Here is a 26,402-nt window from a genome sequence, read left to right as displayed (position 1 = left end):
ATAAGGTAAAAAAAAGACGCCAGTGCTTTCGCACCAGCGTCCATACAGCTGCTCCGCATGACGAGCGGCGGCTCAAAAGGCAAAAAAGTAACTCACCTTAATCCTTGGCCGGGGCAGGGTGGGTTACTTCTTTTTATTACTAGAAACCGTAATAATTGTGACCACGAGAGAAGCAAAACTAATCATCAAAACAAGCGCCTCAAATGTGCTCATCATTATAGGCAGCACCCCCTTTCATCAACGGGGTACCGCCGCCCACCCTGCTTTGCAGCTGATACTTACCATCTTATCATAGACCACCATTAGAATTGGATAGACCATTTACCTATGTTTGTTCAATACATATCCCCAATCAAAAAGGCTTGAAGAAAGGGCAAACGCCCCAACTTCAAACCTTTTTTCTTACAATGGTCGATCATCGAAATCATAATCTGCAGGATTTGGTGCCACGCGAGCATTCTCAAGTGCAGGCGTGTCTGGACGTGCAACCTGATAGACGGCTGCTCCTACGATTTCTGCGACATTTTGAAGTTTTTCTTTGCTTATTTTATCAATCGTATCCTCAGGAGAATGGTACCACGGCTCAAGAGGCGCGTGAATAAAGAGCGCAGCCGGAATTCCTTTTAGAAAGAAAGGCACGTGATCACTTCGTCCGAGTTCTCCATAATCAACTGCGCCTGAAATCCTCGCTCCAGCTGAAGCACCAAGATCGGTGACGAGATTTTTATTTCCATCAGGTGTGAACATGATTAATTCTCCCGCATCACGACTTCCCACCATATCCATCTGGAAATGAGCGACTGTGTTTTCTATTTCCTCATCAGTTAATGAGTCCGCATAATAGTACGATCCGATCAATCCTTTTTCTTCAGCACCAAAAGTGACAAATCGAAGTTCTGTATCCGTAGGTGTTTTCGCCATAATCCTTGCTAATTCTAGCGTCGCCGCTACTCCAGAAGCATCATCGTTTGCTCCAGGTCCATTAGGGACGGAATCGTGATGCGCGCCAATGCTGACAATTTGTCCATTATCCTTATTCGGGTGAGGCTCTTTTTTCGCAACGACGTTATAAGAGGTTTTATCAATTGTCCCAGCATTTTCTACGCTTACAGTAGCTTGCACGTCTTCATTATTCAGCTGCTCCACAAGTTGAAGGCCAGCTTCTCTCGTAATCGCTACTGCGGGGATATCCTGTCCTTCATAAGCATAGCCAAATGAATTGCCAGAGCGGCCTTCGCCGTTAAACATAATGACGCCAATTGCTCCCTTATCGTAGACGTTCTGAATTTTTTCATAAAAACTATACGTGCCGCGCTCAATTAATGCGATCTTCCCAGCAACTTCTTCACCTACTTCATCCTTAGAACCAAGTCCTACATAAACAAGAGATCCTGTCACATGATCGTTAATGGATCCTTCAAACGTATGAACATCGCCAGGAAAGACTTGATCATTAAGAGAAATTGATGAAGCTCCACCATCCCACTCCTGAATGGTAAAAGGCTGTAGCTCCGTTTCATAGCCATAGCGCTCAAATTCGCTTTTTATGTACTGAACGGCTTGATATTCTCCTTCTGTACCTGCTGCACGAGGTTGCTTTGATAATAAGGCAATATTGTTATACATGTTTTCACTGCTGATTTTCTTGATCACCTTGTTATCAAACGCATGATCAGATTGTTCATTTGGAGCGGGCTTCGCTGCATCAACCGTGAAAGACATTGGACTAAGAACCAGACCTGTTGCCAGAGTAATTGTTAGCGCTTTCTTTTTCAAACAGTTTTCCTCCTTAAGGTGAGTGATCAGCCTAATTATTCCATTAATTGAATGTTTAGTAAATTGTAAGTTTAACCCTGACAAAAGCTTAAAAAGCCAAAATAACGACTTATAACCTACAAACAAGTGAGTATTCTCAACCTTTTTCAGTCGAAATTTGTTTATAAGTGTAGAGAAAATGAGCATTCCCGATCATTTTTACAGTTTTTATTTTTTATTCGTAAAACCCATTTAAGTACCGTACGATTGTAGGTATTTGTTCACCTACAAAAGCACGCTTTCAAAAAATATTAAAAGAGCCCTCCTAGAAAGAAGAGCTCTTACGTAATATTCCATTCATAATCATTCGACAAATTCTTTCACAAATCGGGTGGTGACAGGCACCGTTATGCCTTCCACAACCGCAATACCACCTCTTGCTGAACCTCTGCATGTTTCCGCACCGTCATCAAACTGACACTCACATAACTAAGAAACGAGAGCAAAACTGGTAATACAACAGTATGCATCCCAAAGGCATTTGGCATAAATGTATTAAAGCCGATATAACTACCAACGCCAACTAGAATAGAAGCCATCGCACCACTTGCATTTCCTTGTTTCCAGTAAAGGCCCATCACAACCGGCCAGATAAAGGCGGCCTCAAGTCCACCGAACGAAAACAAATTCAGCCAAATCAGAAGGTCAGGTGGGTTTACAGCCATTGCAAAAACCAATACGCCTAACACCGCTGTGACACTAACACTAAATCGCTTGATCGTTTGATCGCTTGCGTCTGGTTTTACATAATTTAAGTAAACGTCCTTCACAATCGCCGAGCTAACGAGAAGTAGCAGTGAATCCACTGTCGACATAATTGCGGCCATCGGTGCTGCTAGAACAATTCCCGCTAGCCAGGACGGCAGCACTTCTAATGCAATTCTAGGCATAACGGTATCGCCCACTTCAATTCCAGGTAAAACTGCTCGTGCAAAGACACCGGTTAAATGCATGCCGAGCATAATCACACCTACGACGACCGTCCCAATAATAAGCGCACGGTGCATTCCTTTAGAGCTTTTATATGACATCGCTCGAACGGCAACCTGAGGTAAACCGACTACGCCCACCCCTACAAGAATCCAGAACGATGATACGTAGAGCGGCGTCAGCGATCGGTCAGCTCCAAAAGGAGAAATAAGATCTGGATTTTCAGTGCTTAGCGTGGTAATGATATTTTCTACGCCGCCACCCGCGATAATCGTCCCAATCAGAATGACGAGAGTCCCACTAAACATCACGATGCCTTGAACCGTATCGGTAATTGCAACCGCTCGGAAACCACCAATGATGACATACACAAGAACCGATACAGCAAAAATAAAGAGTGCTCCCGTATAGGATAAGCCTGTTAATGACTCAATTAGCCTTGCTCCTCCAACCCATTGAGCCGCCATCGCAGAAAATAAGAAAATAATAATACTAAGTGCTGATAAAATGACAACGCTTTTGCTTTGGTATCGCTCTTTTAGAAAATCAATTAACGTGACCGCTCGAATTTTCCTTGCCATAATCGCAAATTTTTTGCCCAGAACAGATAATACAAAATAACCAGTTGCAAGCTGCGTCATGGACAAAAGCACCCAGCCAAGCCCCATCGTGTATGCCACGCCCGGTCCACCAATGAAACTGCTCGCACTTCCATATGTAGAAATCATCGTCATCGCAAGAATAAAGCCACCGAGTTCACGGCTTCCAAGAAAATATTCCTGCAAAAAGTTCGATGTTCCTTTTAAATGAGTGGACGCGTAGAACCCGATTAGGAAAATGATCACGAGAAAAATAATGAGAGGAATGACTACTTCCCAGTTCATTGTTCATCCTCCTCATCAAACGGAACCTCTTTAAATAAAAAGACCACCGCAAAAACCACGAGGGTAAGTACAATTACTGTCCCAAGAATACAGCTGTAGAAAAACCAAGCAGGTAATCCGAAAACATAGCTATATTCATCAACTGGTTTCGACCCAAATCCATATGCAAAACCATACCATAGAATAAAATTAATGATAACAAGTACGACGCCGATGAGTGCTTCACGATTCGCGATTCGATAGCGCGGGTCATCTTTTAGCGTCTTTTCGTGTTGCTTCATGCTTTTCCTCCTTCAAAACAAACCTCGTTTTATTATAACCAGAAGGAAAGCTTCAACTATAGTGATAAGATTTCCCTTTGTTTTGCTTCCCTTAACAAAACGTTGAATCCGTTATAAGAATACAAGAAACTAAAACAAGTTGCCACTACTCCATATATATCAAACGTTAGACTGAAATAGCTTTTTCCCGAATAACAGGTGTATTTCGATGCTAAGAATTATTTTACTTAGGATATTTAAAAGCGCCATAATCCCATGGCGCTTTACTTGTTTAATCTTATTAAACAAACGTTTATTTAACACCTCTTAAGCTTTACGATACGCTCTTCTCTCCGCATAGGACACACATTTAAAACAAACAGGCTTCCGGTTCCCTTCATCATCCAGATAATAACGAGGACTTGCCGGCTTCTTATGACAAATCATACATCTCTCTAAACCAATTAATCTTCGAAAAAACCCCACCATACTTCTCACATCCCTTACCTTTTAGTCAACAAATAAAGAGTATGACCAAACAGAACATCCGTGTTTTCCATAGCCTACTAACAAATACGACAACATTTGACATATAACGGGTGGTGACAGGCACTATCCAACGCCTCTCCACTCAAAAAACCCGTCCTGATACGTTCACTTTTCTCTTTCAAATAGAAGTTCGAGAAAGTAAGTGTATCAGGCGGGTCTTCTTATGTTGCGATATTTAATAACTTCTCAATTATATTCAATCGTTCTTTTTCTTCACCAAGAAATTCAGTGAGAACTGCAGTAAAGAGATTCATTATTTTAAGAGATTGATCCACTCACCCCTCCACCTCTACCTCATTCACACCATCCACTTTTCGAAGCAGTTCATAAATGTCCGTCGTATGATTTTTCTCAAACGTCATTAGTTTAAGCTCGATCTGTGGATTTTTTTCTTTCGTATCACGGACACGCACGTGACGAATTTCAAAATCATTCGCTACAATGGCTTTCATAAAATTTGTCACATTCACACTTTTTTTGAGCGTTAACTTCGCCCGCATTTCACGTTGCCTCAATGCTTTTGGTCCGATGCGTTTAATGATCCAGGGAAGAATATTTACGCTAAATAGAATCAATCCTGCCCCAACGAATGCTTCATAATAAAAACCCGCGCCCGCAGCTATGCCTAATCCAGATGCTCCCCAAATAATCGCAGCCGTCGTTAATCCTGAAATCGCGTCATTATTTCGCCTCAAGATTACGCCAGCACCAATAAAACCAATTCCAGAAACAATTTGTGCCGCCAACCGCATCGGATCTGTGCGGATATTTGGAGAAAGCTCCGCGAACGTCTCCGCAGATTCAATCGAAACGATTGTTAACAAGCAGCTGCTTACCGCAATAACAATACACGTCTTTAATCCAAGTGGCTTATGCTTTAACTCTCTCTCAATTCCAATTAGTAATCCGAGCAAAGCAGAAATACATAGTTTAATTAGGACAATCACCATCGCTCGTCAACTCCAACGTTGTAGTGTGAAAGATCGCACCTCATTCCTACTTTATTCATCTGCTAGAAACATTAGAATGAGACGAAAGACCACCTCTTTGAAAGCTGGTGGTCTTTCGACAAATTATGAGCAAAACCGGGTGGTGACAGGCACCATTACCCCTCTACCTCCACAAACGTGGCGCCATCTAGATCTCTTAACTGCTGATAAATACTCGTTGTGTGGTTCGCTTCGAAGGTAAGCAAGCGGAGATCGATTTGATGATCCTTTTCTTTCGTATCGCGAACCCTAACGTGCTTAATTTCAAAATCTTTCGCCTGGATCGTTTTCATGAATGATGTGATATCCGTTCCTTTTTTTAGCGTGATTTTCGCTCTCATCTCACGCTGTCTAAGCTGACTCGGACCGATTTTCTTAATAATCCATGGAAGAATATTTACGCTAAACAAGATTAAGCTCGCCCCAACAAATGCTTCAAAATAAAAGCCAGCGCCCGCTGCAATACCAAGTCCCGAAGCCCCCCAGATAATGGCAGCAGTTGTTAATCCTGAAATGGCATCATTATTTCGTCTTAAAATAACCCCAGCCCCGATAAAACCAATCCCAGAAACGACCTGCGCTGCTAGTCGCATGGGGTCCGTTCGGATGTTCTGTGAGATTTCAGAAAAAGTTTCTGCAGATTCAATCGAAACGATCGTTAATAAACAGCTGCTCACTGCGATGACCATACACGTTTTTAAACCGAGTGGTTTATGTTTTAATTCTCTTTCAATCCCAATCATAAGTCCCAAACAAGCTGATATACAAAGCTTTACGATTACGACCACCATACGACAACCGCCCTCCAACAGATATTTCTATTATTTTACCAGTAAAAGGATCGATGGATCAAAGAGAATAGCGACTACCCTAGGATTTGATCGAGAAAAAAAGAGTTGCTAGAGGAAAACCTCTGCAACTCTTGATCCACATCTATTCCGCTTAGTGAATATCTTTTTTCTTGAAACGACCGCCTCGAACTTCGGCGATATCTGCCATCGCAAGAAACGCAGAATCGTCGTGGTCTGCAACGATATCTTTTAATTTTGCTTCTTCTAATCTTGTAATAACGCAAAAAATCACTTTTTTATCATCACCAGAAAAAGCACCTTCCCCGTGCAAATACGTCACGCCTCTACCTAGACGGCTTAGGATCGCATCGCCGAGTTCTTTATGGTTGTCACTAATAATCCAAACCGACTTCGACTCATCTAGCCCTTTGATTGTAATATCAATCATTTTATAAGCGACATAGTAAGCAAGAAGGGAATACATCGCACGATCAAAGCTAAAAACGAATCCAGCACTACCAAGAATAAAGAGGTTAGCAAACATAATGATTTCCCCAACTGAGAAAGGGAGTTTTTTACTCGCCAGTATCGCGAGAATTTCCGTCCCGTCAAGGGAACCACCAAAACGAATGACCATGCCGACACCAATACCAAGGACAACGCCACCAAACAAAGTGGCTAAGAGAATGTCATCTGTAAAGGCTGGAACAGGGTGCAACAAAGCAGTTGAAATAGATAAAATCACAATGCCGTAAAGCGTGGAAAATGCAAAGGTTTTTCCTATTTGCTTGTAGCCTATATAAATAAATGGCAGGTTTAAAAGGAATAAGAAAATCCCGAGGCTAATCCCACTTAAATGCGAGAGCATAATGGAAATCCCGACAATTCCTCCGTCAATAACTTGATTCGGTACGAGAAAAACTTCAAGCCCGACAGCCATAATCACGGCCCCTAATGTAATCATAAATGTTCTTTTTGCTTTCTCTTGAAGCGGTGTTTTCTTATGAATTTTCGTTTCATTTATTAACTCTTCTAACGGCTTACTATCACTCAAAATACTGCCTCCTCCATCTTCCATCACATCAATTGTTTTTATTTAAAATAAGACAAAATGAGATGTACCATATGGTGACCTGAGAGTTCTGATGAGAGCACGATCATTCCCCAAAAAGGAAGTACCAAAAGAGCACTCCACCCAAACCATTCAAGCGTATTTTTCCACCATGATGTTTTTTCCATCACTTTTTTCACCTCAGCTATAAAATCTGATCCAAGCACAATGACAAATTGTACGAACGCAATCAAGAAAATGACATAGCTGTTACCTTTTTATACATAAACAATATGCTTTTTAATGGAGGTTCTAGAGGTAATTCGAGTGGACAGCAAATACATTCAGAAAACCCCTGGCATCGGGAAAAATCTCAACCAGCATCAAATTTTTCTCTGGGTATGTCAGACGAGGCTTTACCTCATACTCACTTGTGAAAGGAATAAAAAATCCGAAGATCTTATGTTTATGAAGAGATACCGAAGAAGGAGAAGAGATCATTTTGGCATCTGGAAGGTAAGCGAATTCTGAGATTGTCGGCTTATCCGCAGAATGATAATCATATTGATTTAATTCCTGTGCCGGATAAACAAACACAAGAAAACCGAACAATACTACTAATAGTAAATATCTCACCGCAATTCCTCCTTCCGCTACCATACTTATCCACATCTTAATAATTTTATCACTGTAAGAAAATAATTGTCCACAAGGAGCCAAAGGCATGCCAGTTCAATCGACAAAATCTGAGCTTATTCGGGTGGTGACAGGCACCATTTAACACCCACCATTTTTTCCCACATCTTCCTAAATAGCAAGACTATTAAACTATCGATTTTCCAACTAAGGTAATTATAACCATTTTTACAGTCTCTTTCACATGTTGACCCTCCCCGAGTAAGAGGAATACGATTGGAAAGTGCTTTCGAGATTTAGGAATGTTAAGCAATCTATTCAGAAAGAAGGAATTGTTATGTGTGGCATTACAGGTTGGATTAATTGGTCTGGTGACCTTTCAACGGAACAAGATACGCTAAAGAAAATGGCAGATTCCATTGCTCACCGAGGTCCGGATGAAGAAGGTTTCTGGCTTTCAGAACAGGCGGCACTTGCTCATCGTCGTTTGATTGTCATTGATCCGCGTGGCGGAAAACAGCCAATGACGTCATCAGATCAACAACTTGTTCTTACGTATAACGGGGAACTCTATAATTATCGAGAAATAAAACAAGAACTACTGCAGAAGGGACATACTTTCACATCAAACTCAGATACAGAAGTTGTCCTGCACGCTTATATGGAATGGAAAGAAGAATGCCTGAAGCATTTTAACGGCATTTTCGCTTTTGCGATCTGGGACCAAAAGGAACAGCAGCTTTTCCTAGGCCGTGACCATCTCGGTGTCAAACCGCTTTTCTACTCAAAACAAGGAGATTCACTTTTTTACGGATCTGAAATCAAAGCGATTCTCGCACACCCTTCAATAAAACCACAAGTCGATCGGAAAGGCCTTGCCGAAATCTTTGGAATGGGTCCGATGCGAACGCCAGGACAGGCGATTTTCAAAGGAATTGATGAAGTTCGCCCTGGCCATTATGTGATTGCTACCGCTAACTCCATCCAAGAGCACCGTTACTGGAAGCTGAAATCTAAACCTCATACAGATAACGTGGAGACGACAACAGAAACGATTCGCACGCTTTTAACAGATACTGTTCAACGTCAGCTCATTTCAGATATGCCGGTTGTTTCAATGCTTTCTGGCGGACTTGACTCGAGTGGTCTCACAAGCCTTGCAGCTGAGGAATTCAAACAATCAGATAAAACACTCGGCACCTACTCCATTGATTTTGATCAAAACGAGGATCATTTTCAAAAAGATTTCCTCAGACACGATATGGATGAGCCATGGGTTAAACGGGTATCTGATCATGTTGGAACAAGTCATCATTCGGTAACATTCGGAGCAAACCAGCTCCTTTCGAATCTCCTTGAACCAATGAGAGGACGAGATCTACCAGGCGTTGGTGAAATCGAAACGTCGCTCTATCTTCTTTTCACAGAAATGAAAAAAGATGCCACTGTTGCCCTTTCTGGTGAGTCTGCCGATGAAGTCTTTTCAGGTTATCCATGGTTCCATCAGGAAAAATACCTTGATGCCAAGGTGTATCCATGGCTTGTGAATCTGAAGGGAATCTCATCTGTGCTGTCTGATGAAATGAAAAAACAAATTCAGCCTGAGCAATATCAAAAAGAGCGTTTTGCTGAAGCGTATGAAGAGATTCCATTTCTTAATGGCGAAAGCGACTTTGAAGCGAAGCAGCGACAAATGTCTTACTTCTTCATCACGCGTTTCTTGCCGTTTATGCTTGATCGTAAAGACCGTGCGAGTATGAAAACGGGATTTGAAGTACGCGTGCCATTCTGTGATTATCGGATCGTTGAATACTTATGGAATGTGCCAATTGATTATAAAAATGTGGATAACATCGAGAAAGGCATTCTACGTCGTGCTCTAAAAGACACCCTTCCAGATGATGTTCTGTATCGGAAGAAAAGTGCCTATCCAAGTGACAAAGATCCTGTTTATCTAAAAGGGGTTCAAAAATGGATGCTCGAAATTCTCGATGATCCAACTTCTCCAATTCTTTCACTCATCGATGCTGATAAAGTTCGAGCGATTGCTTCAAACCAGGTAGAAGGATTGAATACCGATCAAATAAAAGGACTGCTCGATTATTTGATTCAAGTAAATGCATGGCTAGATGAGTATGACATCGAGCTTGTCAGCTAGATCATTTTACCAGGAGGACGACTAGGTCGTTCTCCTTATTTTTATTAATCTAATTGTAATCGTTGGAATGCTTCGTCTATTTTTCAATATCAATCAATCACTTCAACACAATCAACAAACGTACGGTTTGTAAGCGTTTAGAAGACAAATCTCTCTAAATTTCGACATCATTCTCATGATACCTTCCTGTAATTTTTACAAATTTACAAACATTTTAAAAAGGTGCACTTTTTCTATTCCGCTTTAAATTGACAAATAATTTGCTAAAATGGGGAAGTTATAAAAAATTGGAGGTTTTGATTATGGACACCACCATAGACGAAAAGCCAACGAAAAAGGGGAAGCTTAAACATCCTCCTGGCTTGTATCTTCTGTTTATCACAGAAATGTGGGAACGCTATAGCTATTATGGTATGCGTTCAATTCTTGTACTTTATTTAACTGCTGAGTTAATCAGCGGTGGATTAGGGATGGACCAAGGCAGAGCGCTTCAACTTTACGGCATGTACACTGGTCTTGTCTATTTCACACCATTAATTGGTGGTTATTTAACCGATAAGTTTATTGGGTTACGAACCGCCATAACCATCGGTGGTATTACCATGGCCATCGGTGATTTTACACTGTTTGCTGTCCAAGAACAATGGGGCCTTTATACCGGGTTATTGTTACTGATTATCGGTAACGGATTTTTCAAACCCAATATTTCCACTCTTGTTGGAGAGCTATACAGTAAGAACGATAAGCGAAAAGATTCAGCGTTTACCATTTTCTATATGGGAATTAACCTCGGTGGCTTAATTTCACCATTAATCGCTGGTCTTTTATACGCGAATGTTTTCTATTCTAATACAGGTGGCGTTGAAACATTTGGTTTCAAATATGCATTCCTGGCATCGTCAATCGGAATGATTATCGGACAGATCACCTTTAATCTTCTATCCAAAAAATATCTAGGTGATATTGGTCGTACTCCTTCAAGCAACCGAGTTACGCCAACGGTTAAAGGAAAGGCCAAACCACTTACAAAGGTGGAGAAACAACGTACTGCAGTTATTCTAATTCTTGCTGTATTTACCGTTACATTCTGGGCTGGTTTCGAACAAGCAGGTGCTTCCTTCACACTTTATACGAGAGATTTCATAGACAGAACGATCTTTGGTTATGAAGTACCGGTATCCTTCTTCCAATCACTTAACCCGATGTTTGTACTATTGCTAGCACCGATCGTCTCAGCAATTTGGCTAAAACTAGCGAAATCAAAGCGTGGTGATTTTGCAATTCCTACAAAAATGGCATTTGGTTTAATCTTACTTGGTGTCGGATTTATGGTGATGGTTCCTGCCGTTATGATGACAGGAAGTGATGAAGGAAACATTGCAATGAAAGCAAGCATGCTCTTTATGGTTGTGACTTACTTCTTCCATACGCTTGGTGAACTATCCCTTTCACCAATTGGACTATCTTTAGTGAGTAAAATGTCTCCAGTAAAGATCGCTTCATTATTGATGGGTGTTTGGTTCCTAAGTAATGCTGCTGCAAACTATCTTGCAGGCCACATTGCTTCACTGACAACATCAGCAGGATATCTTGAAATCTTCATGTATTTAGGATTTGCAGCTCTAGGACTAGGAATCATATTATTACTTCTATCTAAGAAGCTACAAAAACTCATGCATCTTGAAGAACTTGATGAAGATCATGTTGCAAAACAAATCAACTAATATCCATTCTGCACTACAGTAACTACAAAGCGGTTCCCCTCACTATCGAAGGGAACCGCTTTTTCATTTCTCCAAGTTTCGACTTATACCACCAATCTTCGGGTGGTGACAGGCACTCGCGCTATTCGCTCCAATCGTGCCTTCCACGCTACTCGCCCTACTCCCATCACCAATCAGCGGTCTCAACCAGTCATAATAAGCTTCCGGTGCTTTCTGAAACCATTCAGGCAAAGCCCGTTCTCCACCTGCAACGACCTGATCCAGGCCTACTGTATCAAGGGCGTACACATATTTCGCCCCAGCTGCTCGTCGAAACATGACCATCACATCTGAAATACATTCTCCCACAAGCTCAGCCGCTTTTTTACCAGCTTGATACGCTTCCATTCGGTCCTGATCTGAACAAGCAAGCTGACTTGCGCGCTGATTCATTCCAAGAATATCGGCACGGGCTACGACACCTAGCTCTGCTTCTACGAGAGCGGCAAGCTGTTCCGAAATGCCACCAAGCACTTCGCGTCCATTCACCGTTTTAGCAACAGCAGTGCCCCCGGCTAGCTTCACTCCCTCACTCACAACGACTGAAGCAAAGCCATATTCCTTAATTGCCACACGAATTCCTTCTACTAATCCAACAGCATCATGTTTCTGCTCAGGTAAGCAAATGAAATGCGGACCCTCATTCTCATGGACCTTCAATAAACCACTTGCCGCCGCAAGCCAGCCAACATTTCTTCCCATCGTTTCAATGATGCGAACCTGCTCAAAATTCTGCATCGCTTCAAGGTCCTTACTCATATCACGTGTAGCATGAGCCACATACCGTGCTGCGCTCCCAAACCCAGGCGCATGATCGGTCTCAGCAAGATCATTATCGACCGTTTTCGGTATGCCTATCACCTGTAAGTCCACATTCATTCGCGATGCCATTTTCGACAGGGCCTGTAAGGTCCACATCGTTCCGTTTCCACCGATGAACACAAGCGTATCAATCTGTGCTACCTTCAAATTTTCAACAGCTCGAGCCATGTCCGTTTCGCTCATCGTATAGCGTCCAGCGCCAAGCCAGGCACCGGATACATTTCGACTCGCTCTTGCACGATTTCGTACAGAAGGACCCATGTCGATAAAACGCCCTTCCACTAGTCCCTGGAACCCCTGAAGAATCCCTGTCACCTCTTGATCTATTTGCTCCAAAAACCCTACAAGACTTTCATTCAGTACGGCAGTAGGTCCACCCGCCTGACCAATCGCAATTTTCTTCATTTTCTAGCACCAACCTCTCTATCCACCAACGCCATACCCGTTTATCCTTTCACTGAACCAGCCGTCATCCCAGCAACAAAGTAACGCTGTAAGAAAACGTACGCTACGATCATCGGAATAGAGGCAATGATCACCCCAGCGAAAATCATCGGATAGTTTGTTAAATACTGTCCCTGAAAATCAAGTAGTGCAATCGGAAGTGTTTTGACCTCGCTCGATTTCAGTAGAAGTAATGGATAAAGAAGATCGTTCCAAACAATGACGAATGCAAAAATGACAACCGTAGCAACCGACGGCAGTGATAGTGGCATGACAACACGCAGATACGTTTGCCACTCACTTGCTCCATCAATTTTTGCAGCCTCAATCAGTCCATCAGGCAGTGTCTTCATAAATCCAGTTAAAATAAAAACAGCGATCGGAATAAGAAAGCCGATTGATACGAAAATGACGCCCCGTAGCGTATCAAGCATGCCAAGCTTATTCACAAGTAAGTAGATCGGAATCATGTTCACCTGCGTTGGCACCATCATGCCGACGACGAAAAATCCGAACAACGCAAGACCTGCTTTCTTAGGCATTCGAATAATCGCGTAAGCAATCAAACTTGCAAAGAAAATGATGCACACGACGCTCACACCAGTAACAATGACGCTGTTCATAAAATACGTGACCATTGACTCTTTTAGAAAAAGGTCCTGGTAATTGGCAAACGACCAGCTCTCCGGCATGCCAAGCGGATTTTTATAAAGCTCAGGTGTCGTTTTAAATGTCGCAAACAAGACCATGCTAAACGGTAGGATAATAATTGCCGCATAAATGAAGAGAACAAGCTGTTGAGGTATTTTTTTCATCGAACGTTCCTCCTTTCTTTCTTAAAATTTCACATCGTTTGATTTTAGCAATCTAAACTGCAGTACCGTAACGATCGCGATAATGATCATAAAAATAACCGCTGCGGCTGAAGCATAGCCAAATCGAAAGTTAATAAACGCTTCATGATATAAGAACGTTGAGAGAATTTCTGTGGCATAAGACGGACCACCGCCGGTCATCGCTATAACAAGATCGAAGGCTTTAAAACTTTGAATCGTTGTATACGCGACAACAATTGTGGCTGATGGTGCCAAAAGAGGCCACGTAATACTTTTAAACGTTTGCCACTTGCTTGCGCCTTCGATTTCAGCTGCTTCGTACAGCTCTTTCGGAATCGCATGAAGACCAGCGACAAAAATGATTAGCATCTGCCCAGTATGCGCCCAGAATTGAACGAATGCGAGACTATAGATTGCGATATTCCGATCGCCAAGCCATGATTTTGCGAGGTTTTCTAAACCAACTGCTGAAAGAATATTGTTGATTACCCCAATATTCGGGTCGTACATAAACGTCCAAACGAACGCTACTGACACCGAAGCGACAATCGTTGGGAAAAAGTAAACCGCCCGGTAAAAAATGTTCGCTTTCGTATTTTTCACAAGCAGCATCGCAAAGAACAAACTTAGGACGGTTTGAAAAATTAATACACCAAGCGTAAATTTCAAGTTATTGCCGAGCGATTGCACGAAAATCGGATCATCGGTAAGCATATTCGTATAGTTCGAGAAGCCTACATAATTAAACGTTGGCGCAATCCCATTCCAATCCGTTAAGCTTAGAAAAAGCGCGGCAACCGTTGGGCCAGCGAAAAACACGCTGTAAATAATAAAGCCCGGGAGTACGAAGAAAAACAGCGCCCAGTTCCACTTCTTTTTCCGCTTTTTCGCCGTTGAAGCAACGTAGGGAGAAGCGACGCTCGCTCCCCCTACTCGCTCCACATTGTTATTTGATTGCACGGTCAACCTCTTCTTGTGCTTTTTTCGCAGCTTCTTCAGGTTCTACTCCCGATAGAACATCTTGAATGGCTGTCTCGATCGCTTTACTTACTTGTTCCTTTGAAAGCGTATAGCGTGGCTGGAACAACGTTTTCTTATCTAGCCATGCTGCTGTTTCGGTTAGTTCTGGAGAATCATACTCGACATCTTTCACAGTAAGCAACTGACCTGTAGCATTTGCATATTCAGAAGCAATTTCTGGCTTTGTTAGAAACTCAATGAACTTCATCGCTTCGTCTTGATGTTCAGACTTCGCATTAACGCCTAGCATAAATGTTGAAGTATGAATCCCTTCGTATTTCATTTCATCCTCAGAGACCGTGATTGGAGATAGCAATCCTTGCTCAATATCTGGATTTTGCTCCGCAACCGTTGCCATCATGTACGATCCAAGCGCAAGCATGGCGCCTTTTTCCTGAGCAAATAGCGCAGCTGCTCCTTCTTTTTTCGTACCAAGCGGATCTTTCTGGAAATACCCTTTGTCATTTAGCTCTTTAATCTGACTTAACGTTTTGACAAACCAGTCATTCGTTAACTTTTCTTCACCTGTTTCCAATTGCGCAAAGGCTTCATCGGAAGGCTGATTATTCATGACCATTGGGTTAATAAACTGACTAGGACTAACATCTCCTGCAAATAGAATCGGATCGTATCCGTTGTCTTTCAACGTTTGACTGACTTCAAGGAAACCATCCCAATCTTTTGGCGGTTCAAGACCAAGCTCTTCGAAAACGCCTTTGTTATAAACTGGAATGTTATAGACAAGCTGATACGGTACCGCTAACTGCTTGCCATCTTTTTGACCAGCGCCCAGCATATTCTCTGAAAATCGATCAATAAACGCCTGATCACCTAGCTCGACATAAGCACCAGACTCTTGAAGCGCCTCAAACTGACTTCCTGGAAAACTAGCAAATACGTCAGCACCTTTTCCAGAAAGAAGCGTTGCCGAAGCATTCGCAATGTATGAATCTGACGGAAGCGCATTCATTTCAACGTTAATGTTTGGATTCTCTTCTTCAAATTTCTCAATAATGGCATTAAACGCTTCGGTATCCTCTCCACGCCAATGAAGGAAGTTAATTGTCGTCGCATCCCCTGACTCAGCTCCACCTGTCTCATCCGCATTTCCACAACCTGCAAGGACAGAACCTATTAACAAAACCACCATCATCAACAACAGCATTTGCTTTTTCACTCTTTTTGCCCCCTTGTAATGAATTTTTAAAATAGTAACGTCATATCGTATAGTTAAAACGTAATGACCTTTACCTCCTTTAAAAAAGCACCTCTTTGAGGTACTGATTTGATTTAGTGACAATTCATTGAACTTATTTCTTATTATACACATTATTAAAGCGCTTTCAATATTAAAAATAAAAATTTTCAAACTATTTGTTTTATACTCGTTCAGCTAGACTAAGAGCCTTAAGAAAGGCAAGGGAAAACACCCCGCCTATCGCTCAAGCTCAATATTATAGTGATACTGATCGCTACGATACTTCGTTTTCGTATATTCAATCGGGTGATCATTAATGCCAAGACTAAGGCGCGTCATTTCAAGGAGGGCTTCCCCTGGTCGAATGCCAAGCGCATCCGCTTCATTAATCGTCGCGTTAATCGCCGTAATCCGCTCATTCGCCTTTTTAAGATAAAATTGATGCTGTTCAAGTACTTCATAATACATCGCCTGATTGAGATCATACTTAATTAAAATCTCACCAATCTCTTTTGGCCAACACGTTCGCTCAAGGGCAATTGGCACTTCGTCCGCAAAGCGAATCCGCTCGACAAGTAAGATTGGTTCGCCTTCCGTTACCTTCAGCATATCGTTCTCATGGTAAAGGTCATCACGAAACTCCGCTCGTAGCACCTTTGAATGAGGCGTTTGCCCGCGCTCTAGTACTTCCTCTGCGAAGCCTTTCAGCTTGCCAAGATTTCCGATCAAATTCTGTGGTTTAACGACCGTTCCACGTCCCTGCTTTTTCTCTAACAGGCCATTCTGCACGAGAATCGAAATCGCCTGCCTGATCGTCGTTCGACTCACATCAAACTCTTTTATCAAATCCTGCTCAGTAGGAATAAGGGTATTCGGTTTCCAGGCACCGGTTTGAATTCGTTTAATCAGAACATCTTTTATTTGAAGGTATAGCGCTTCCCCTTTATTATGATTCAATTTATCTGATGACATATAAGCCTCTCCTCTTGAGCCGCCAACTGTTTGGCTCGGTTCCTACACTTATTATAGCGAAAAAGAAGCATGCTTTAAAAGAGAAGTCCCTATTTAGACAAGAAGTCCTTTTTCCTTCAGCATTTGATCTATCTGAACCGGACTGCCAGACTTCATCGACTGCTCCGCCGCAACTCCTACAATGACAGACCATAGACCCTCGTTAACTTTTGCTGTTGTGGTCGGCTTTTTCACAAGGTTATCGATAAAATAAACATGTTCATAATACGTAGCTCCACCATGACCACTTTCTTCGATATACGACGGATAGCACGGTGTTGCAATGCGTGAAGGCTTTCCTTCTCCAAGAATAATTTCAAATTGATTTCGTGGACGGTGTGTACCAAGAAAATCTTCATTTTCTGATACTTTTAGGCGACCCTCATCCCCACACACGACGAGTTCCTCATAGAACATTGGCGAGAACATGCAAAGCTGAAAACTTGCGCGAACGCCATTTTCATAGCGCACCGTCACCATGGCATTATCCACAATATCCGATTGCTCACTTTGATACTTAAACTCTTTAAAATTGACGTCCATGCCACCGTTCGCGTACACCTCGACCGGCTTGGACTGCGCAAACAGATTCAAAAGATCGAAATAATGGCAGCACTTTTCTACGAGCGTCCCACCGGAATACTTGGAAAACTTATTCCACTGCGCCACTTTATCAAGAAACGGCATGCGATGCTCCATCATGTTAATCATTTTCACTTCACCGAGCGACTTTCGCTCAAGCGCTTCATAAATCGCTTCAGCATAAATCGCTTTATAGCGATATTGAAGACCGATTTGAAACACTGCCTCATAATCTCTAGCAAGCTCTGCGATCGTATGCGCATCTTCTAACGTCGTTGCCATCGGTTTTTCTAGTAGAATATGTTTTCCTGAAGGTATCGCTTCTTTCACGATATCAATATGCGTATAATTCGGCGTGCAAATGATGAGCGCATCCACTTCTGGATCGTGACAGGCTTCTTGCAACGTTGGATAGACAGTGAGCGGAGCCGACTCACCAGCTAAGTCCGAGAATAACGCGGTCGCTTGCTCAATGCTTTTTGGATTGGGGTCATAAATGCCGTGAACGGTGGCACGCCCCTCCATCATCGTCACACGCATATGCTCCTGCCCGATATTGCCACTGCCTATAATCGCAAACTTATAGGACGGCGGAACCTGTGCAGAAAGATACCGATCCGTATCTGGCAAATAATCAAACTTTTTGTTCCGAGAAATATACCGACTTCTTAGCTCCTTTGCTGCTTTTCCCATAACTAAAACCTCCTTGAATGATTTCATGGATTAAAACCACCGCGAACAGAACCCTTTCACATTCTAAACCGCCTTACTTTGTCAGGATGTTTCGATAAACATCACTACCTTTTAACTCATTATAGTGAAAGCGCATTCATAAATGCAAGGAAGATTTTCAATTGGTAGCTCTATTCGACAAATAAGGACACACATCGGGGAGTGCCTGTCACCGCCCGATTTTCTGTGATAAATGACCTATCCTCACAATATATATAAGGTGGTAGCTTACTAAGACAGGTTCGGAGGAATGTGTGATGAAAAAAGGCCTAATTCTTACCCTTTCCATAGGTGGGGCAATCGCAACGATCCTTGTCAGCGTCTTGATCGGTGTGTTAATTGGAAATGCTGATCTTGAAGAGAACTACACGGAAGACTTGAAGAAAATCAAAGCAGAGATCACTTCCGCTGAGAAGGAAGCAAAAGAAGAGGGAGAAAAGCTTTTATCCATTCAAGAAGAGATCAGTACGGTAAAAGAACAGCTTGAAAATGAAGCTCAAAAGTTGGAGGAGGCTGAAGCAAAAGCTGAAGAAGTTAAAGAATTAATTGATGAGAAAGACAGTGTTTCGGCTGACGTTGATAAGCTAAAAAAAGAACGTGAAAGCACGAAAAAAGAAATGAGCAAACTCAAAGATGACATAAAAGCGAAAAAAGACCAAGCTAGCAAACTAGATGACACAATCAAAGCGAAGAAAAAAGAGATTGATCAGCTCGAAGATACGATCGTAAAGAAAAAAGAAGAACCGATCAAACTCACTTCCGGACAATACATTGTGGGCAGTGATATTCCAGAAGGACGGTATCAGGTGACAAATATCGGTGAAGGTACGAACTTCTTCGTCTATGATTCTAGCGGCTTGCCTACGGTAAACACCATACTTGGCGACAGCATTGTTGGAACCGGTGATTTCGTTTTCTTCACTTCTGATGGCGATATGATTGAAACGCTGGGACCGGTGAAGTTAATTCCAGTGGAATAAGAGAAAAAACTCCCTGGCCAATAGACCAGGGAGTTTCGACATAATGTAACGCCATTCGGGTGGTGACAGGCACCGTGCAACCGTGCACCGCGTACCGTCCACTACATCCCAACCCCACTATCTTTATAGACGCCTTTCCTCATTCTCATAAAGAAAAACAGTCCGATAAAGAACCAGGCAGCAATCATGATCCATTCATAAGGCCAGATCAATGCGGCCGGCATTCCTGGTAAGTAGAGTGCGATAAATCCAAAGCTTAAAATAAGTGCTAGATAGCCATAAACTGGCGATTTAGCCGCTCGGAACGGTCGCTTCATCTCTGGCTCTGTTTTTCTAAGTTTAATAAATGACCAGGCTACAAGAAAGTAAGCGACGACAATCCCAAGGCCTCCAGCATCGACGATCCAAACAAGAGCCGACCTTCCGAGGAGTGGGGCTAACATCGAGAGAATCCCAATAAAGATAATAGCGTTCGACGGTGTGTGGAATTTAGGATGCAGCCGACCAAACCATGCTGGTAGCATACCAGATTCCGACATTGCATAGAGGACGCGACTGCCGCCGATCACGAATGAATTCCAGCTTGTAATAATCCCGGCAACTCCTCCAAGAATCAATAACTTCGCAAAAAGCGCAGATCCAAATAAATTTCCCATTGCATCAGCGGTTGCCAGCTCCGTTGAACCCAATTGTTCCTGACTCATCCCGAGTGACACGCCAATGGCAATCGCTATGTAAAAGATGATTGCCCCTATCACAGAAATAACAAGAAATTTTCCAATTTGAGCATGAGGTAGATTGGCTTCTTCAGCAACTTGAGGGATCACGTCAAACCCTACAAACAAAAACGGAACCATCACAAGCACGGTCATGATGCCACCCATTCCGCCAATAAAATGTGGTGTTAAATGAGCAGGCTCCCCGTTCATTCCCGCTCCAAAAATTAATAACAATCCAGCTGCCACAATCACAAGAGTGAAAACCGTCTGCAATACGGCTGCTTGTTTAAGTCCGATATAATTAATGAGCGTAATAATGACTGCACCGGCTGAACCAATCAATACCCAATTGAGATGCACATCCCAGCCGGCAATTGTCCAAAGGTAGCCCGCTTGATAGTCTGGTAATAAATAATCAATCACAGTAGGCAAAGCTACCGCTTCGAATGTTGCAACGGAAACATACCCCAGTGTAATCGCCCAGGATGCAACAAAAGAGGCATTTTCACCGAGGGCGCGATGGACGTACTCATGCTCCCCGCCTACTCGCGGCATCGCAGAGGCAAGTTCAGCGTAGTTTAGTCCAACACAAATGACAAGAAACCCACCGATCGCGAAAGCAAGAACGGCTCCATAGGATCCAGCAGATGTTAACCACGTTCCGGATAAGACCACCCAGCCCCAACCAAGCATCGCACCGAGGGCTAAAAAGAGCAGGTCGAATTTCGACAATACCTTTTTCAGTTTCTTCTTTTCCCCCTCCATTATAAAACTCCTTTATGCAACGCGTGAGCTGAAACCTTCCGCATGGCTTCTTCAATGATAAATAACCCTTCTTCTAATTCATCGTCTGTAATCACGAGAGGCATTAAGAATCGGATAACGTTTCCATAGACGCCAGCACCAAGTAAAAGGAGTCCTTTCTGCTGAGCTTCTGCTAATATCTTTTTCGTTAAGTCCTTATCTGGTACCTTTCCTTCCCCAACAATCTCAATCGCATTCATGGCACCTAACCCGCGAACGTCTCCGATAAAAGGAAACTCCTTCGAGAGATAAGTAAATCGTTCTCTTACTTTCTCACCGATTTGAAGCGCACGCTGATTGAGACCTTCCTCTTCAATTACATCGAGAACAGCAAGCGCTGCACGACATCCAAGCGGACTTCCACTATACGTTCCACCAAGCTCTCCTTGATCCGCTGCATCCATCACTTCTCTCCTACCAATCACCCCACTAATTGGCGTCCCTGCTCCTAACGATTTCGATACAGTGACAAGATCAGGCACGATGCCAAAGTGCTCGGTTGCAAAATATTTCCCTGTACGTGCAAATCCCGTTTGAATCTCATCTGCGACGAATAGAATGCCATGCTCTTCACAAATTGATTTAACCGCCTGAACAAATGACTGATCAGGTACAATAAAACCACCTTCACCTTGGACTGGTTCCATCACCACAGCTGCGATCGTTTCCGGCGCTACTTCTTTTAACAAAAAATCGTTAAACTGCTGAATCATGAAGTCCGTATACGCACTTTCACTCATTTGCTCAGGCTTCCGGTAAGCATACGGAAAAGGTGCCTTGTAAACTTCAGGAGCAAACGGACCAAATCCAAATTTATACGGCTTCACTTTGCTTGTCATCGACATCGTCATCAATGTGCGACCGTGAAACGCATTCTGGAAGGTAACAATTGCCTGACGCCCGGTAAATTTCCTTGCAATTTTCACAGCATTTTCTACTGCTTCAGCTCCGCTATTCTGAAGCAAGACTTTCTTCTGATGATCGCCAGGTGCTAACGCTGCAAGCTTTTCAGCTAATTCAATATAAGGCTCATACATCATCACATTAAACCCGGTATGAATGTATTTATCGACTTGATCATGCAAAGCTTCCTTCACTCTTGGATGGCAATGTCCAACGTTAATCGTTCCGATCGCACCAGCAAAATCAATAAACGTATTCCCATCAACATCTGTTACTCTTGCGCCAGAAGCTTCCTTAGCAAAAGTCGGAATGCCACAGCTTACAGCGTTAGGTACAATATTCTCTCGTCGCTCTAACAATTGACTAGCAACAGGTCCCGGTAAACTTGTTTGAATCGAAGCATTCTTTGTCATGATCCATCACTCCTTTAAATTAATTAAAAACTGATCGCTTCCCAGATAAATCACTCAATGTGGAAAGAAGATGAGCTTCAATCGCTTCCGCCATCCCTTCAATATTTCCATCACGAAAAGCATTCAGCATACATTGATGCTCTGGAATCGACTTCACCTTTTCAATCGGTACCGTATAAAATTCATCTTTTAGAATCAGGTAACAATCAGACCATTGATTGAGCGTTTCCACTTGTTGAAGTAAGAACTTATTCTCTGACAGCTTTGCGGGATAGGTATGGATAAGTCCGTTCACCCTCATAAACTCTTCAAAATCCTTTGCTTGATATGCCCGCATTTCCTCCGCTAACAACTCTTCCATGTAGCGAACGTTCTCTTGAGTAACTTTCGGAACAACTAGTCGAGCAGCATAGCTCTCAAGTACGACTCGTAATTGAAATACATCAGCAATTTCCTTATCCGAGGGGTTATACACAAAAGCGCCTCGATGAGGGACAACTTCTAATAACCCTTCATTTCCCATTCTCTTAAACGCTGCTCGAATAGGAGTCCGACTCATGTTAATCTCTTCACTCACCCACTCCTCTGTCACACGCTGTCCTGGTAAAAGCCTCCGTAACATAATGGCACGCTTCACCTTTTCATAAGCTAACTCTTCATTTCGTTTTTTAGTTGTCATCTTAAACCACCTATTGTGTCCAAAGATTGTATACAATTTATTGATTTATCTGATAGTTTAGATGAAACTGACAACATTTTCAATATTTTCTGACAAAATAAACCTTTTGGTCTATACGATTTCCACTTTCTAAACAGCAGAAGGATTGTTAGTCCTACCATCCCGATAAACCTTTCATAGACAAAACAAAAACAGCCCTTTCCTCACAAGAGGTAAGAACTGTTCATTCGACACCATTCGATCATAACCGGGTGGTGACAGGCACTGCTACAACAGGCACCTGCTACTTCGGCAGCCGCACCGTGCTGAAATTCACGACCTTTCTCACTCCCGGCCATACCGATACTCTCGTCAATCCATCTCTTACTAAAATCCCCCACCAGGAAGAAGGTAAGAAGAAGCTTGCGAATCTTCTTGCTGACTTCTGAAGTTTCACAATATCCGGATGAAGCGATCGTTCATAATCAGCAAGCGCAGCTTCAAGATTATCCGGGTATTCCTCAAGCGATTTCGCAAGCGTATAAGCGCCCGCCATGGCCAACGAAGCCCCCTGCCCGGCAAGTAACGAAATGCACTGACAGGAATCACCCACAAAAGTAACCTTCTCATTCCGCCACTTAGGTAATTCAACTTGCGACACCTCATCAAAGTAAAAATCCTTCGCCTCTTTGCCAGCTTCAAGCAAATCTTGAACAATCCAATTCATATGACCAAAATATTCGTTCAGTTGCTCCAGCGCTTTTTCTTTTTCCACATGTCCCTGCTGTTTCGGGTAGCGATATAAGAAAAAGGTTGCCACTTTATTACCGCGAATCGGGTATACAGAAACCTGACGATTTGGCTCCGAATACGTATAAAAATTTTTATCTATTTTCTCAAGAAAAGCTGGATCTTCAATAATGTAAGCCGCAGTATAATAACCCATATAACGGATTGGCTCCTGCTCTTCCTTACATGAGAGAGCGCGCACCTTCGATCGCATACCGTCTGCTCCTACAACCAAATCACATGTAAGCCTCGTACCATCAGAGAGACTCACATGCGCTTTTTCGGCATCTTGTTCAATCTGCTCTGGAGATGCGCCAAATCGAAACGTAGCCTGTTCTCGAACCTTCTCATAAAGCACTGTTTCAAGATCGCCACGCATAAAATTGAAGTGCCTTTGATTTAATAACTCACGAAGAGATTGATAGGAAATCCTGTATTTCTCCGAACCATTTGGCTTCAAAAAAGCAAGCGACTCAATAGGATAATGAATACGCCTTAAATCATCAATCATCCCAAGTTTTTCAACCACATCATAACCCGCTCCGAAAAAATCAATCATGTAGCCTTCTGTCCGTATCGAGGGAGATTTCTCAACAATCGTGACGTGATTTCCTTTCTCACTTAAACAATAAGCAAGGGTTAATCCTGCAATCCCGCCACCAACAATACATACGTCCATCTTGATTCACCTCACTTCAAAATAAATGTAAGCTTACGCCCCGTTTGTTCCAACACTTCTTCAAGACTTCGACCTTCCTGATAAAGATAAACGAGTGTTTCAAACATGACTGAGCTATAAATAAGCTCTGCTGCGATTTCTACTTCGAAGTTTTTCGGTAGCATGCCTAGATTTCTTACTTCCTTGAGCAGCTCCTCCAACTCTTCTATAAACATAAAATCGAGCTCCATCAAGCTGTTTAGGAATTCTGGTTTGCTTTGATACGCATTTAATGACGCCACAATTAATTCTCGAAAAAGCTTTTTTTCTAGCAAACTAAAGCCTTCCAAACGCTTCGTTAAATAATCTCGAACTGTAGCTTCAGCTGTCTCCAGAATTTCTAAACTCATGTCCTCCTTCTCTTCCATACCTGAAAATTCTGCCCGCATGACTTCAACAAGAAGCTCTGCTTTAGAAGGAAAATAATTAAATAACGTACCTGAACCAATTCCAGCCTTCTTAGCTACTAGCTCTGTTGATGTTGCTTCATAACCTTTTTCAAGAAAAAGATCTTTTGCAACAACCATAATCGTCTTCCTCGTTGCCTGCTTCTTTTGTTCACGTAGTCCGCTCATCATAGCCTCCTTCTATCTAAATTAATTTATGACTAAGCTCATTTATGAGTACACTCATATTTTAATCCTATTCGCACAAATCCGCAACCTCACGTGGGATGACTCCCTCATTTTCAGCGTTCACACTAAAAAAATGCGGTGGAATGATTTCTCCTAAAGAGGAACATTCCACCGCATAACTCGACATCATTCGATCTAATCCGGGTGGTGACAGGCACTCACGAACTCGCGGAACTCGCGCACCCGCGAACTCTATCCCAGAAACACCGCTCCATACGCCAGTGCCCCAACAATCACAAACGCCGGATGCACCTTCATTTTCTCCATCAGAACGAAACTAGTTACAATCAGGAAGATCGTTTGAACGAGCCCCGCTCCTTCATAAGAACTAGCAAAGAACTGAAACGCCATCACGCCAAGTAAGATGGCAATGGTTGGGCGAATGAGAGCTGTCATCTTCTTTACTTTTGGTGAGTTTTTAAAACGATTCAAAAGACTCAGCAATACAATCATTAGCAAGAGTGATGGCGCTACTGTCGCAAACACACCAACAAATGCGCCAAGAACTCCTCCTTGCTGAAAGCCGATGTACCCGGCCATTTTCGTCGCAATTGGCCCTGGTAGTGCATTCGCCATCGCGAGCATTTCACTAAATTCATTCACGCTCATCCAACCGAATCGACCAACTACTTCGTTCTCAACAAGAGGAATAGACGCAGGGCCTCCTCCGTAACCGACGATACCAGGTATGAAAAAAGCTACAAAAATATCCCAATAAATCATGAGGATGGCTCCTTTCTCGCCTCTGCCTCTTCATGCTTCCCACCCTTACCAGTCGGTTTCAACAGTGCGTAAAGCAACAAACATCCAATAACAATTCCCGGATGAACACCTGCGATTTCAATAAATAAATAGGAAACAACCGTCAACGTGATCGTCAGAATCCACCCTAAATTCCCCTGAGCTTTTCTAAAAAAATCATAGGTTAACACCGCTAACATAACCCCAACAACTGGAACGACCGCTTGCGTCATTCCCTGCACCCACGCCTTCTCGCGAAATGTAGAGAGAAACGTTAACAAGAAAATCATAATCGCAATCGTCGGCACAATGGTTGCCAGTACGGCATTTAACATGCCCGTTATCCCTGCCACTCGATGACCAATGTACCCCGCCATTTTCGTCGCGATTGGCCCTGGAAGTGAATTTCCCAAAGCGAGAATATCCGCAAACTCATCGTCATCCATCCATTTGTATTTCTCCACAACTTCTTTATGTACTAGCGGGATAGACGAAGGGCCTCCACCGTATCCAAGCATGCCCACTCTAAAAAAAGCGAGGAAAAGATGCCACTGCTGCATGTTCCACCAAC

Annotated in this window: 25 protein-coding genes; 3 read left to right on the top strand and 22 right to left on the bottom strand. The window is 42.8% G+C overall.

The window, feature by feature from the left end; all coding sequences use genetic code 11:
- Window positions 1-123 precede the first annotated feature (123 nt).
- The 9 genes from LC090_RS02620 to LC090_RS02580 all read right to left on the bottom strand — a co-directional run bounded on the left by LC090_RS02620 (window position 124) and on the right by LC090_RS02580 (window position 7,905).
- On the bottom strand, window positions 124-216 hold the full coding sequence (locus LC090_RS02620) for a putative holin-like toxin (protein WP_224594651.1): 93 nt from the start codon (window positions 214-216) through the stop codon (window positions 124-126).
- Between the two features lie 186 nt (window positions 217-402).
- The gene (locus LC090_RS02615; RefSeq protein WP_226654998.1) at window positions 403-1,776 is read right to left on the bottom strand and encodes a M28 family peptidase; all 1,374 of its coding nucleotides are present in this window, start codon (window positions 1,774-1,776) and stop codon (window positions 403-405) included.
- Between the two features lie 386 nt (window positions 1,777-2,162).
- Window positions 2,163-3,629 (bottom strand): sodium/pantothenate symporter, encoded by a 1,467-nt coding sequence (panF, locus tag LC090_RS02610; protein ID WP_226654996.1) that lies wholly within the window; start codon window positions 3,627-3,629, stop codon window positions 2,163-2,165.
- Entirely contained in the window at window positions 3,626-3,910 is a 285-nt protein-coding gene (locus LC090_RS02605; protein WP_226654990.1) for a YhdT family protein, read from the bottom strand. The genes panF and LC090_RS02605 overlap by 4 nt, the downstream gene beginning before the upstream one ends.
- An 803-nt stretch (window positions 3,911-4,713) precedes the next feature.
- Window positions 4,714-5,388: an MgtC/SapB family protein gene (locus LC090_RS02600; RefSeq protein ID WP_226654988.1), complete on the bottom strand. Its 675-nt coding sequence runs from the start codon at window positions 5,386-5,388 to the stop codon at window positions 4,714-4,716.
- 155 nt (window positions 5,389-5,543) lie between these two features.
- Window positions 5,544-6,218, bottom strand: a complete 675-nt coding sequence (locus LC090_RS02595; RefSeq protein ID WP_226654986.1) for an MgtC/SapB family protein — start codon at window positions 6,216-6,218, stop codon at window positions 5,544-5,546.
- Between the two features lie 151 nt (window positions 6,219-6,369).
- Window positions 6,370-7,182: a YitT family protein gene (locus LC090_RS02590; protein WP_226655254.1), complete on the bottom strand. Its 813-nt coding sequence runs from the start codon at window positions 7,180-7,182 to the stop codon at window positions 6,370-6,372.
- A gap of 128 nt (window positions 7,183-7,310) precedes the next feature.
- Entirely contained in the window at window positions 7,311-7,457 is a 147-nt protein-coding gene (locus LC090_RS02585; protein ID WP_226654984.1) for a hypothetical protein, read from the bottom strand.
- 124 nt (window positions 7,458-7,581) lie between these two features.
- Window positions 7,582-7,905, bottom strand: coding sequence for a hypothetical protein (locus tag LC090_RS02580; protein WP_226654981.1), 324 nt, complete (start codon window positions 7,903-7,905; stop codon window positions 7,582-7,584).
- Window positions 7,906-8,242: 337 nt separating this feature from the next.
- On the opposite strand from LC090_RS02580, the gene asnB reads away from it, so the two are divergent.
- Together asnB and LC090_RS02570 are read left to right on the top strand one after the other, a co-directional pair.
- Window positions 8,243-10,063: an asparagine synthase (glutamine-hydrolyzing) gene (gene asnB, locus LC090_RS02575; RefSeq protein ID WP_226654979.1), complete on the top strand. Its 1,821-nt coding sequence runs from the start codon at window positions 8,243-8,245 to the stop codon at window positions 10,061-10,063.
- A 302-nt stretch (window positions 10,064-10,365) separates the two neighbouring features.
- The gene (locus LC090_RS02570) at window positions 10,366-11,787 is read left to right on the top strand and encodes a peptide MFS transporter (RefSeq protein ID WP_226654976.1); all 1,422 of its coding nucleotides are present in this window, start codon (window positions 10,366-10,368) and stop codon (window positions 11,785-11,787) included.
- Window positions 11,788-11,850: 63 nt separating this feature from the next.
- On the opposite strand, the gene LC090_RS02565 is transcribed toward LC090_RS02570, so the two are convergent.
- The 6 genes from LC090_RS02565 to LC090_RS02540 form a co-directional block, all read right to left on the bottom strand.
- Window positions 11,851-13,053 (bottom strand): diphosphate--fructose-6-phosphate 1-phosphotransferase, encoded by a 1,203-nt coding sequence (locus tag LC090_RS02565; RefSeq protein ID WP_226654974.1) that lies wholly within the window; start codon window positions 13,051-13,053, stop codon window positions 11,851-11,853.
- A gap of 41 nt (window positions 13,054-13,094) precedes the next feature.
- Complete coding sequence (locus LC090_RS02560) at window positions 13,095-13,907, bottom strand: carbohydrate ABC transporter permease (RefSeq protein WP_224594627.1); 813 nt, start codon at window positions 13,905-13,907, stop codon at window positions 13,095-13,097.
- 21 nt (window positions 13,908-13,928) lie between these two features.
- The gene (locus tag LC090_RS02555) at window positions 13,929-14,786 is read right to left on the bottom strand and encodes a carbohydrate ABC transporter permease (protein WP_226655252.1); all 858 of its coding nucleotides are present in this window, start codon (window positions 14,784-14,786) and stop codon (window positions 13,929-13,931) included.
- Between the two features lie 88 nt (window positions 14,787-14,874).
- A complete protein-coding gene (locus LC090_RS02550) occupies window positions 14,875-16,125 on the bottom strand; it encodes an ABC transporter substrate-binding protein (protein WP_226654973.1) in 1,251 nt (416 codons plus the stop codon).
- A 258-nt stretch (window positions 16,126-16,383) separates the two neighbouring features.
- Complete coding sequence (locus LC090_RS02545; RefSeq protein WP_226654972.1) at window positions 16,384-17,118, bottom strand: GntR family transcriptional regulator; 735 nt, start codon at window positions 17,116-17,118, stop codon at window positions 16,384-16,386.
- A 93-nt stretch (window positions 17,119-17,211) separates the two neighbouring features.
- Window positions 17,212-18,432: a Gfo/Idh/MocA family protein gene (locus tag LC090_RS02540; RefSeq protein ID WP_226654971.1), complete on the bottom strand. Its 1,221-nt coding sequence runs from the start codon at window positions 18,430-18,432 to the stop codon at window positions 17,212-17,214.
- Window positions 18,433-18,728: 296 nt separating this feature from the next.
- On the opposite strand from LC090_RS02540, the gene LC090_RS02535 reads away from it, so the two are divergent.
- On the top strand, window positions 18,729-19,451 hold the full coding sequence (locus tag LC090_RS02535) for a coiled-coil domain-containing protein (RefSeq protein WP_226654970.1): 723 nt from the start codon (window positions 18,729-18,731) through the stop codon (window positions 19,449-19,451).
- A 101-nt stretch (window positions 19,452-19,552) separates the two neighbouring features.
- Here LC090_RS02535 and LC090_RS02530 read toward each other — a convergent pair whose 3' ends face one another.
- The 7 genes from LC090_RS02530 to LC090_RS02500 all read right to left on the bottom strand — a co-directional run bounded on the left by LC090_RS02530 (window position 19,553) and on the right by LC090_RS02500 (window position 26,391).
- A complete protein-coding gene (locus LC090_RS02530; protein ID WP_226654969.1) occupies window positions 19,553-20,935 on the bottom strand; it encodes an APC family permease in 1,383 nt (460 codons plus the stop codon).
- A complete protein-coding gene (gene gabT / locus LC090_RS02525; protein ID WP_226654967.1) occupies window positions 20,935-22,290 on the bottom strand; it encodes a 4-aminobutyrate--2-oxoglutarate transaminase in 1,356 nt (451 codons plus the stop codon). Before gabT ends, LC090_RS02530 begins: the two co-directional genes overlap by 1 nt.
- 19 nt (window positions 22,291-22,309) lie before the next feature.
- The gene (locus LC090_RS02520; protein WP_226654964.1) at window positions 22,310-22,969 is read right to left on the bottom strand and encodes a GntR family transcriptional regulator; all 660 of its coding nucleotides are present in this window, start codon (window positions 22,967-22,969) and stop codon (window positions 22,310-22,312) included.
- A gap of 283 nt (window positions 22,970-23,252) precedes the next feature.
- Window positions 23,253-24,416: an FAD-dependent oxidoreductase gene (locus tag LC090_RS02515; protein ID WP_226654962.1), complete on the bottom strand. Its 1,164-nt coding sequence runs from the start codon at window positions 24,414-24,416 to the stop codon at window positions 23,253-23,255.
- A gap of 11 nt (window positions 24,417-24,427) precedes the next feature.
- Window positions 24,428-25,033: a TetR/AcrR family transcriptional regulator gene (locus LC090_RS02510; RefSeq protein ID WP_226654959.1), complete on the bottom strand. Its 606-nt coding sequence runs from the start codon at window positions 25,031-25,033 to the stop codon at window positions 24,428-24,430.
- Window positions 25,034-25,282: 249 nt separating this feature from the next.
- Window positions 25,283-25,813 carry a chromate transporter gene (locus tag LC090_RS02505; RefSeq protein ID WP_226654958.1) on the bottom strand — a complete coding sequence of 177 codons (531 nt, stop codon included), beginning with the start codon at window positions 25,811-25,813 and terminating at the stop codon, window positions 25,283-25,285.
- Window positions 25,810-26,391, bottom strand: a complete 582-nt coding sequence (locus LC090_RS02500) for a chromate transporter (RefSeq protein WP_226654955.1) — start codon at window positions 26,389-26,391, stop codon at window positions 25,810-25,812. The genes LC090_RS02505 and LC090_RS02500 overlap by 4 nt, the downstream gene beginning before the upstream one ends.
- Window positions 26,392-26,402: the final 11 nt, after the last annotated feature.

This window comes from Guptibacillus hwajinpoensis (assembly GCF_020524165.1).
Lineage (GTDB): Bacteria > Bacillota > Bacilli > Bacillales > Guptibacillaceae > Guptibacillus > Guptibacillus hwajinpoensis_D.
This window is presented reverse-complemented; position numbering and strand designations above follow the sequence as displayed.

Coding starts and splice junctions, on each gene's coding strand:
- LC090_RS02590 (WP_226655254.1), bottom strand. CDS start 7,182: ATGATTACATTAGGGGCCGTGATTATGGCTGTCGGGCTTGAAGTTTTT.
- LC090_RS02620 (WP_224594651.1), bottom strand. CDS start 216: ATGATGAGCACATTTGAGGCGCTTGTTTTGATGATTAGTTTTGCTTCT.
- LC090_RS02560 (WP_224594627.1), bottom strand. CDS start 13,907: ATGAAAAAAATACCTCAACAGCTTGTTCTCTTCATTTATGCGGCAATT.
- LC090_RS02585 (WP_226654984.1), bottom strand. CDS start 7,457: ATGGAAAAAACATCATGGTGGAAAAATACGCTTGAATGGTTTGGGTGG.
- gabT (WP_226654967.1), bottom strand. CDS start 22,290: ATGACAAAGAATGCTTCGATTCAAACAAGTTTACCGGGACCTGTTGCT.
- LC090_RS02515 (WP_226654962.1), bottom strand. CDS start 24,416: ATGGACGTATGTATTGTTGGTGGCGGGATTGCAGGATTAACCCTTGCT.
- panF (WP_226654996.1), bottom strand. CDS start 3,629: ATGAACTGGGAAGTAGTCATTCCTCTCATTATTTTTCTCGTGATCATT.
- LC090_RS02535 (WP_226654970.1), top strand. CDS start 18,729: ATGAAAAAAGGCCTAATTCTTACCCTTTCCATAGGTGGGGCAATCGCA.
- LC090_RS02570 (WP_226654976.1), top strand. CDS start 10,366: ATGGACACCACCATAGACGAAAAGCCAACGAAAAAGGGGAAGCTTAAA.
- LC090_RS02595 (WP_226654986.1), bottom strand. CDS start 6,218: ATGGTGGTCGTAATCGTAAAGCTTTGTATATCAGCTTGTTTGGGACTT.
- LC090_RS02530 (WP_226654969.1), bottom strand. CDS start 20,935: ATGGAGGGGGAAAAGAAGAAACTGAAAAAGGTATTGTCGAAATTCGAC.
- LC090_RS02545 (WP_226654972.1), bottom strand. CDS start 17,118: ATGTCATCAGATAAATTGAATCATAATAAAGGGGAAGCGCTATACCTT.
- LC090_RS02605 (WP_226654990.1), bottom strand. CDS start 3,910: ATGAAGCAACACGAAAAGACGCTAAAAGATGACCCGCGCTATCGAATC.
- LC090_RS02565 (WP_226654974.1), bottom strand. CDS start 13,053: ATGAAGAAAATTGCGATTGGTCAGGCGGGTGGACCTACTGCCGTACTG.
- LC090_RS02540 (WP_226654971.1), bottom strand. CDS start 18,432: ATGGGAAAAGCAGCAAAGGAGCTAAGAAGTCGGTATATTTCTCGGAAC.
- asnB (WP_226654979.1), top strand. CDS start 8,243: ATGTGTGGCATTACAGGTTGGATTAATTGGTCTGGTGACCTTTCAACG.
- LC090_RS02505 (WP_226654958.1), bottom strand. CDS start 25,813: ATGATTTATTGGGATATTTTTGTAGCTTTTTTCATACCTGGTATCGTC.
- LC090_RS02510 (WP_226654959.1), bottom strand. CDS start 25,033: ATGATGAGCGGACTACGTGAACAAAAGAAGCAGGCAACGAGGAAGACG.
- LC090_RS02600 (WP_226654988.1), bottom strand. CDS start 5,388: ATGGTGATTGTCCTAATTAAACTATGTATTTCTGCTTTGCTCGGATTA.
- LC090_RS02500 (WP_226654955.1), bottom strand. CDS start 26,391: ATGCAGCAGTGGCATCTTTTCCTCGCTTTTTTTAGAGTGGGCATGCTT.
- LC090_RS02520 (WP_226654964.1), bottom strand. CDS start 22,969: ATGACAACTAAAAAACGAAATGAAGAGTTAGCTTATGAAAAGGTGAAG.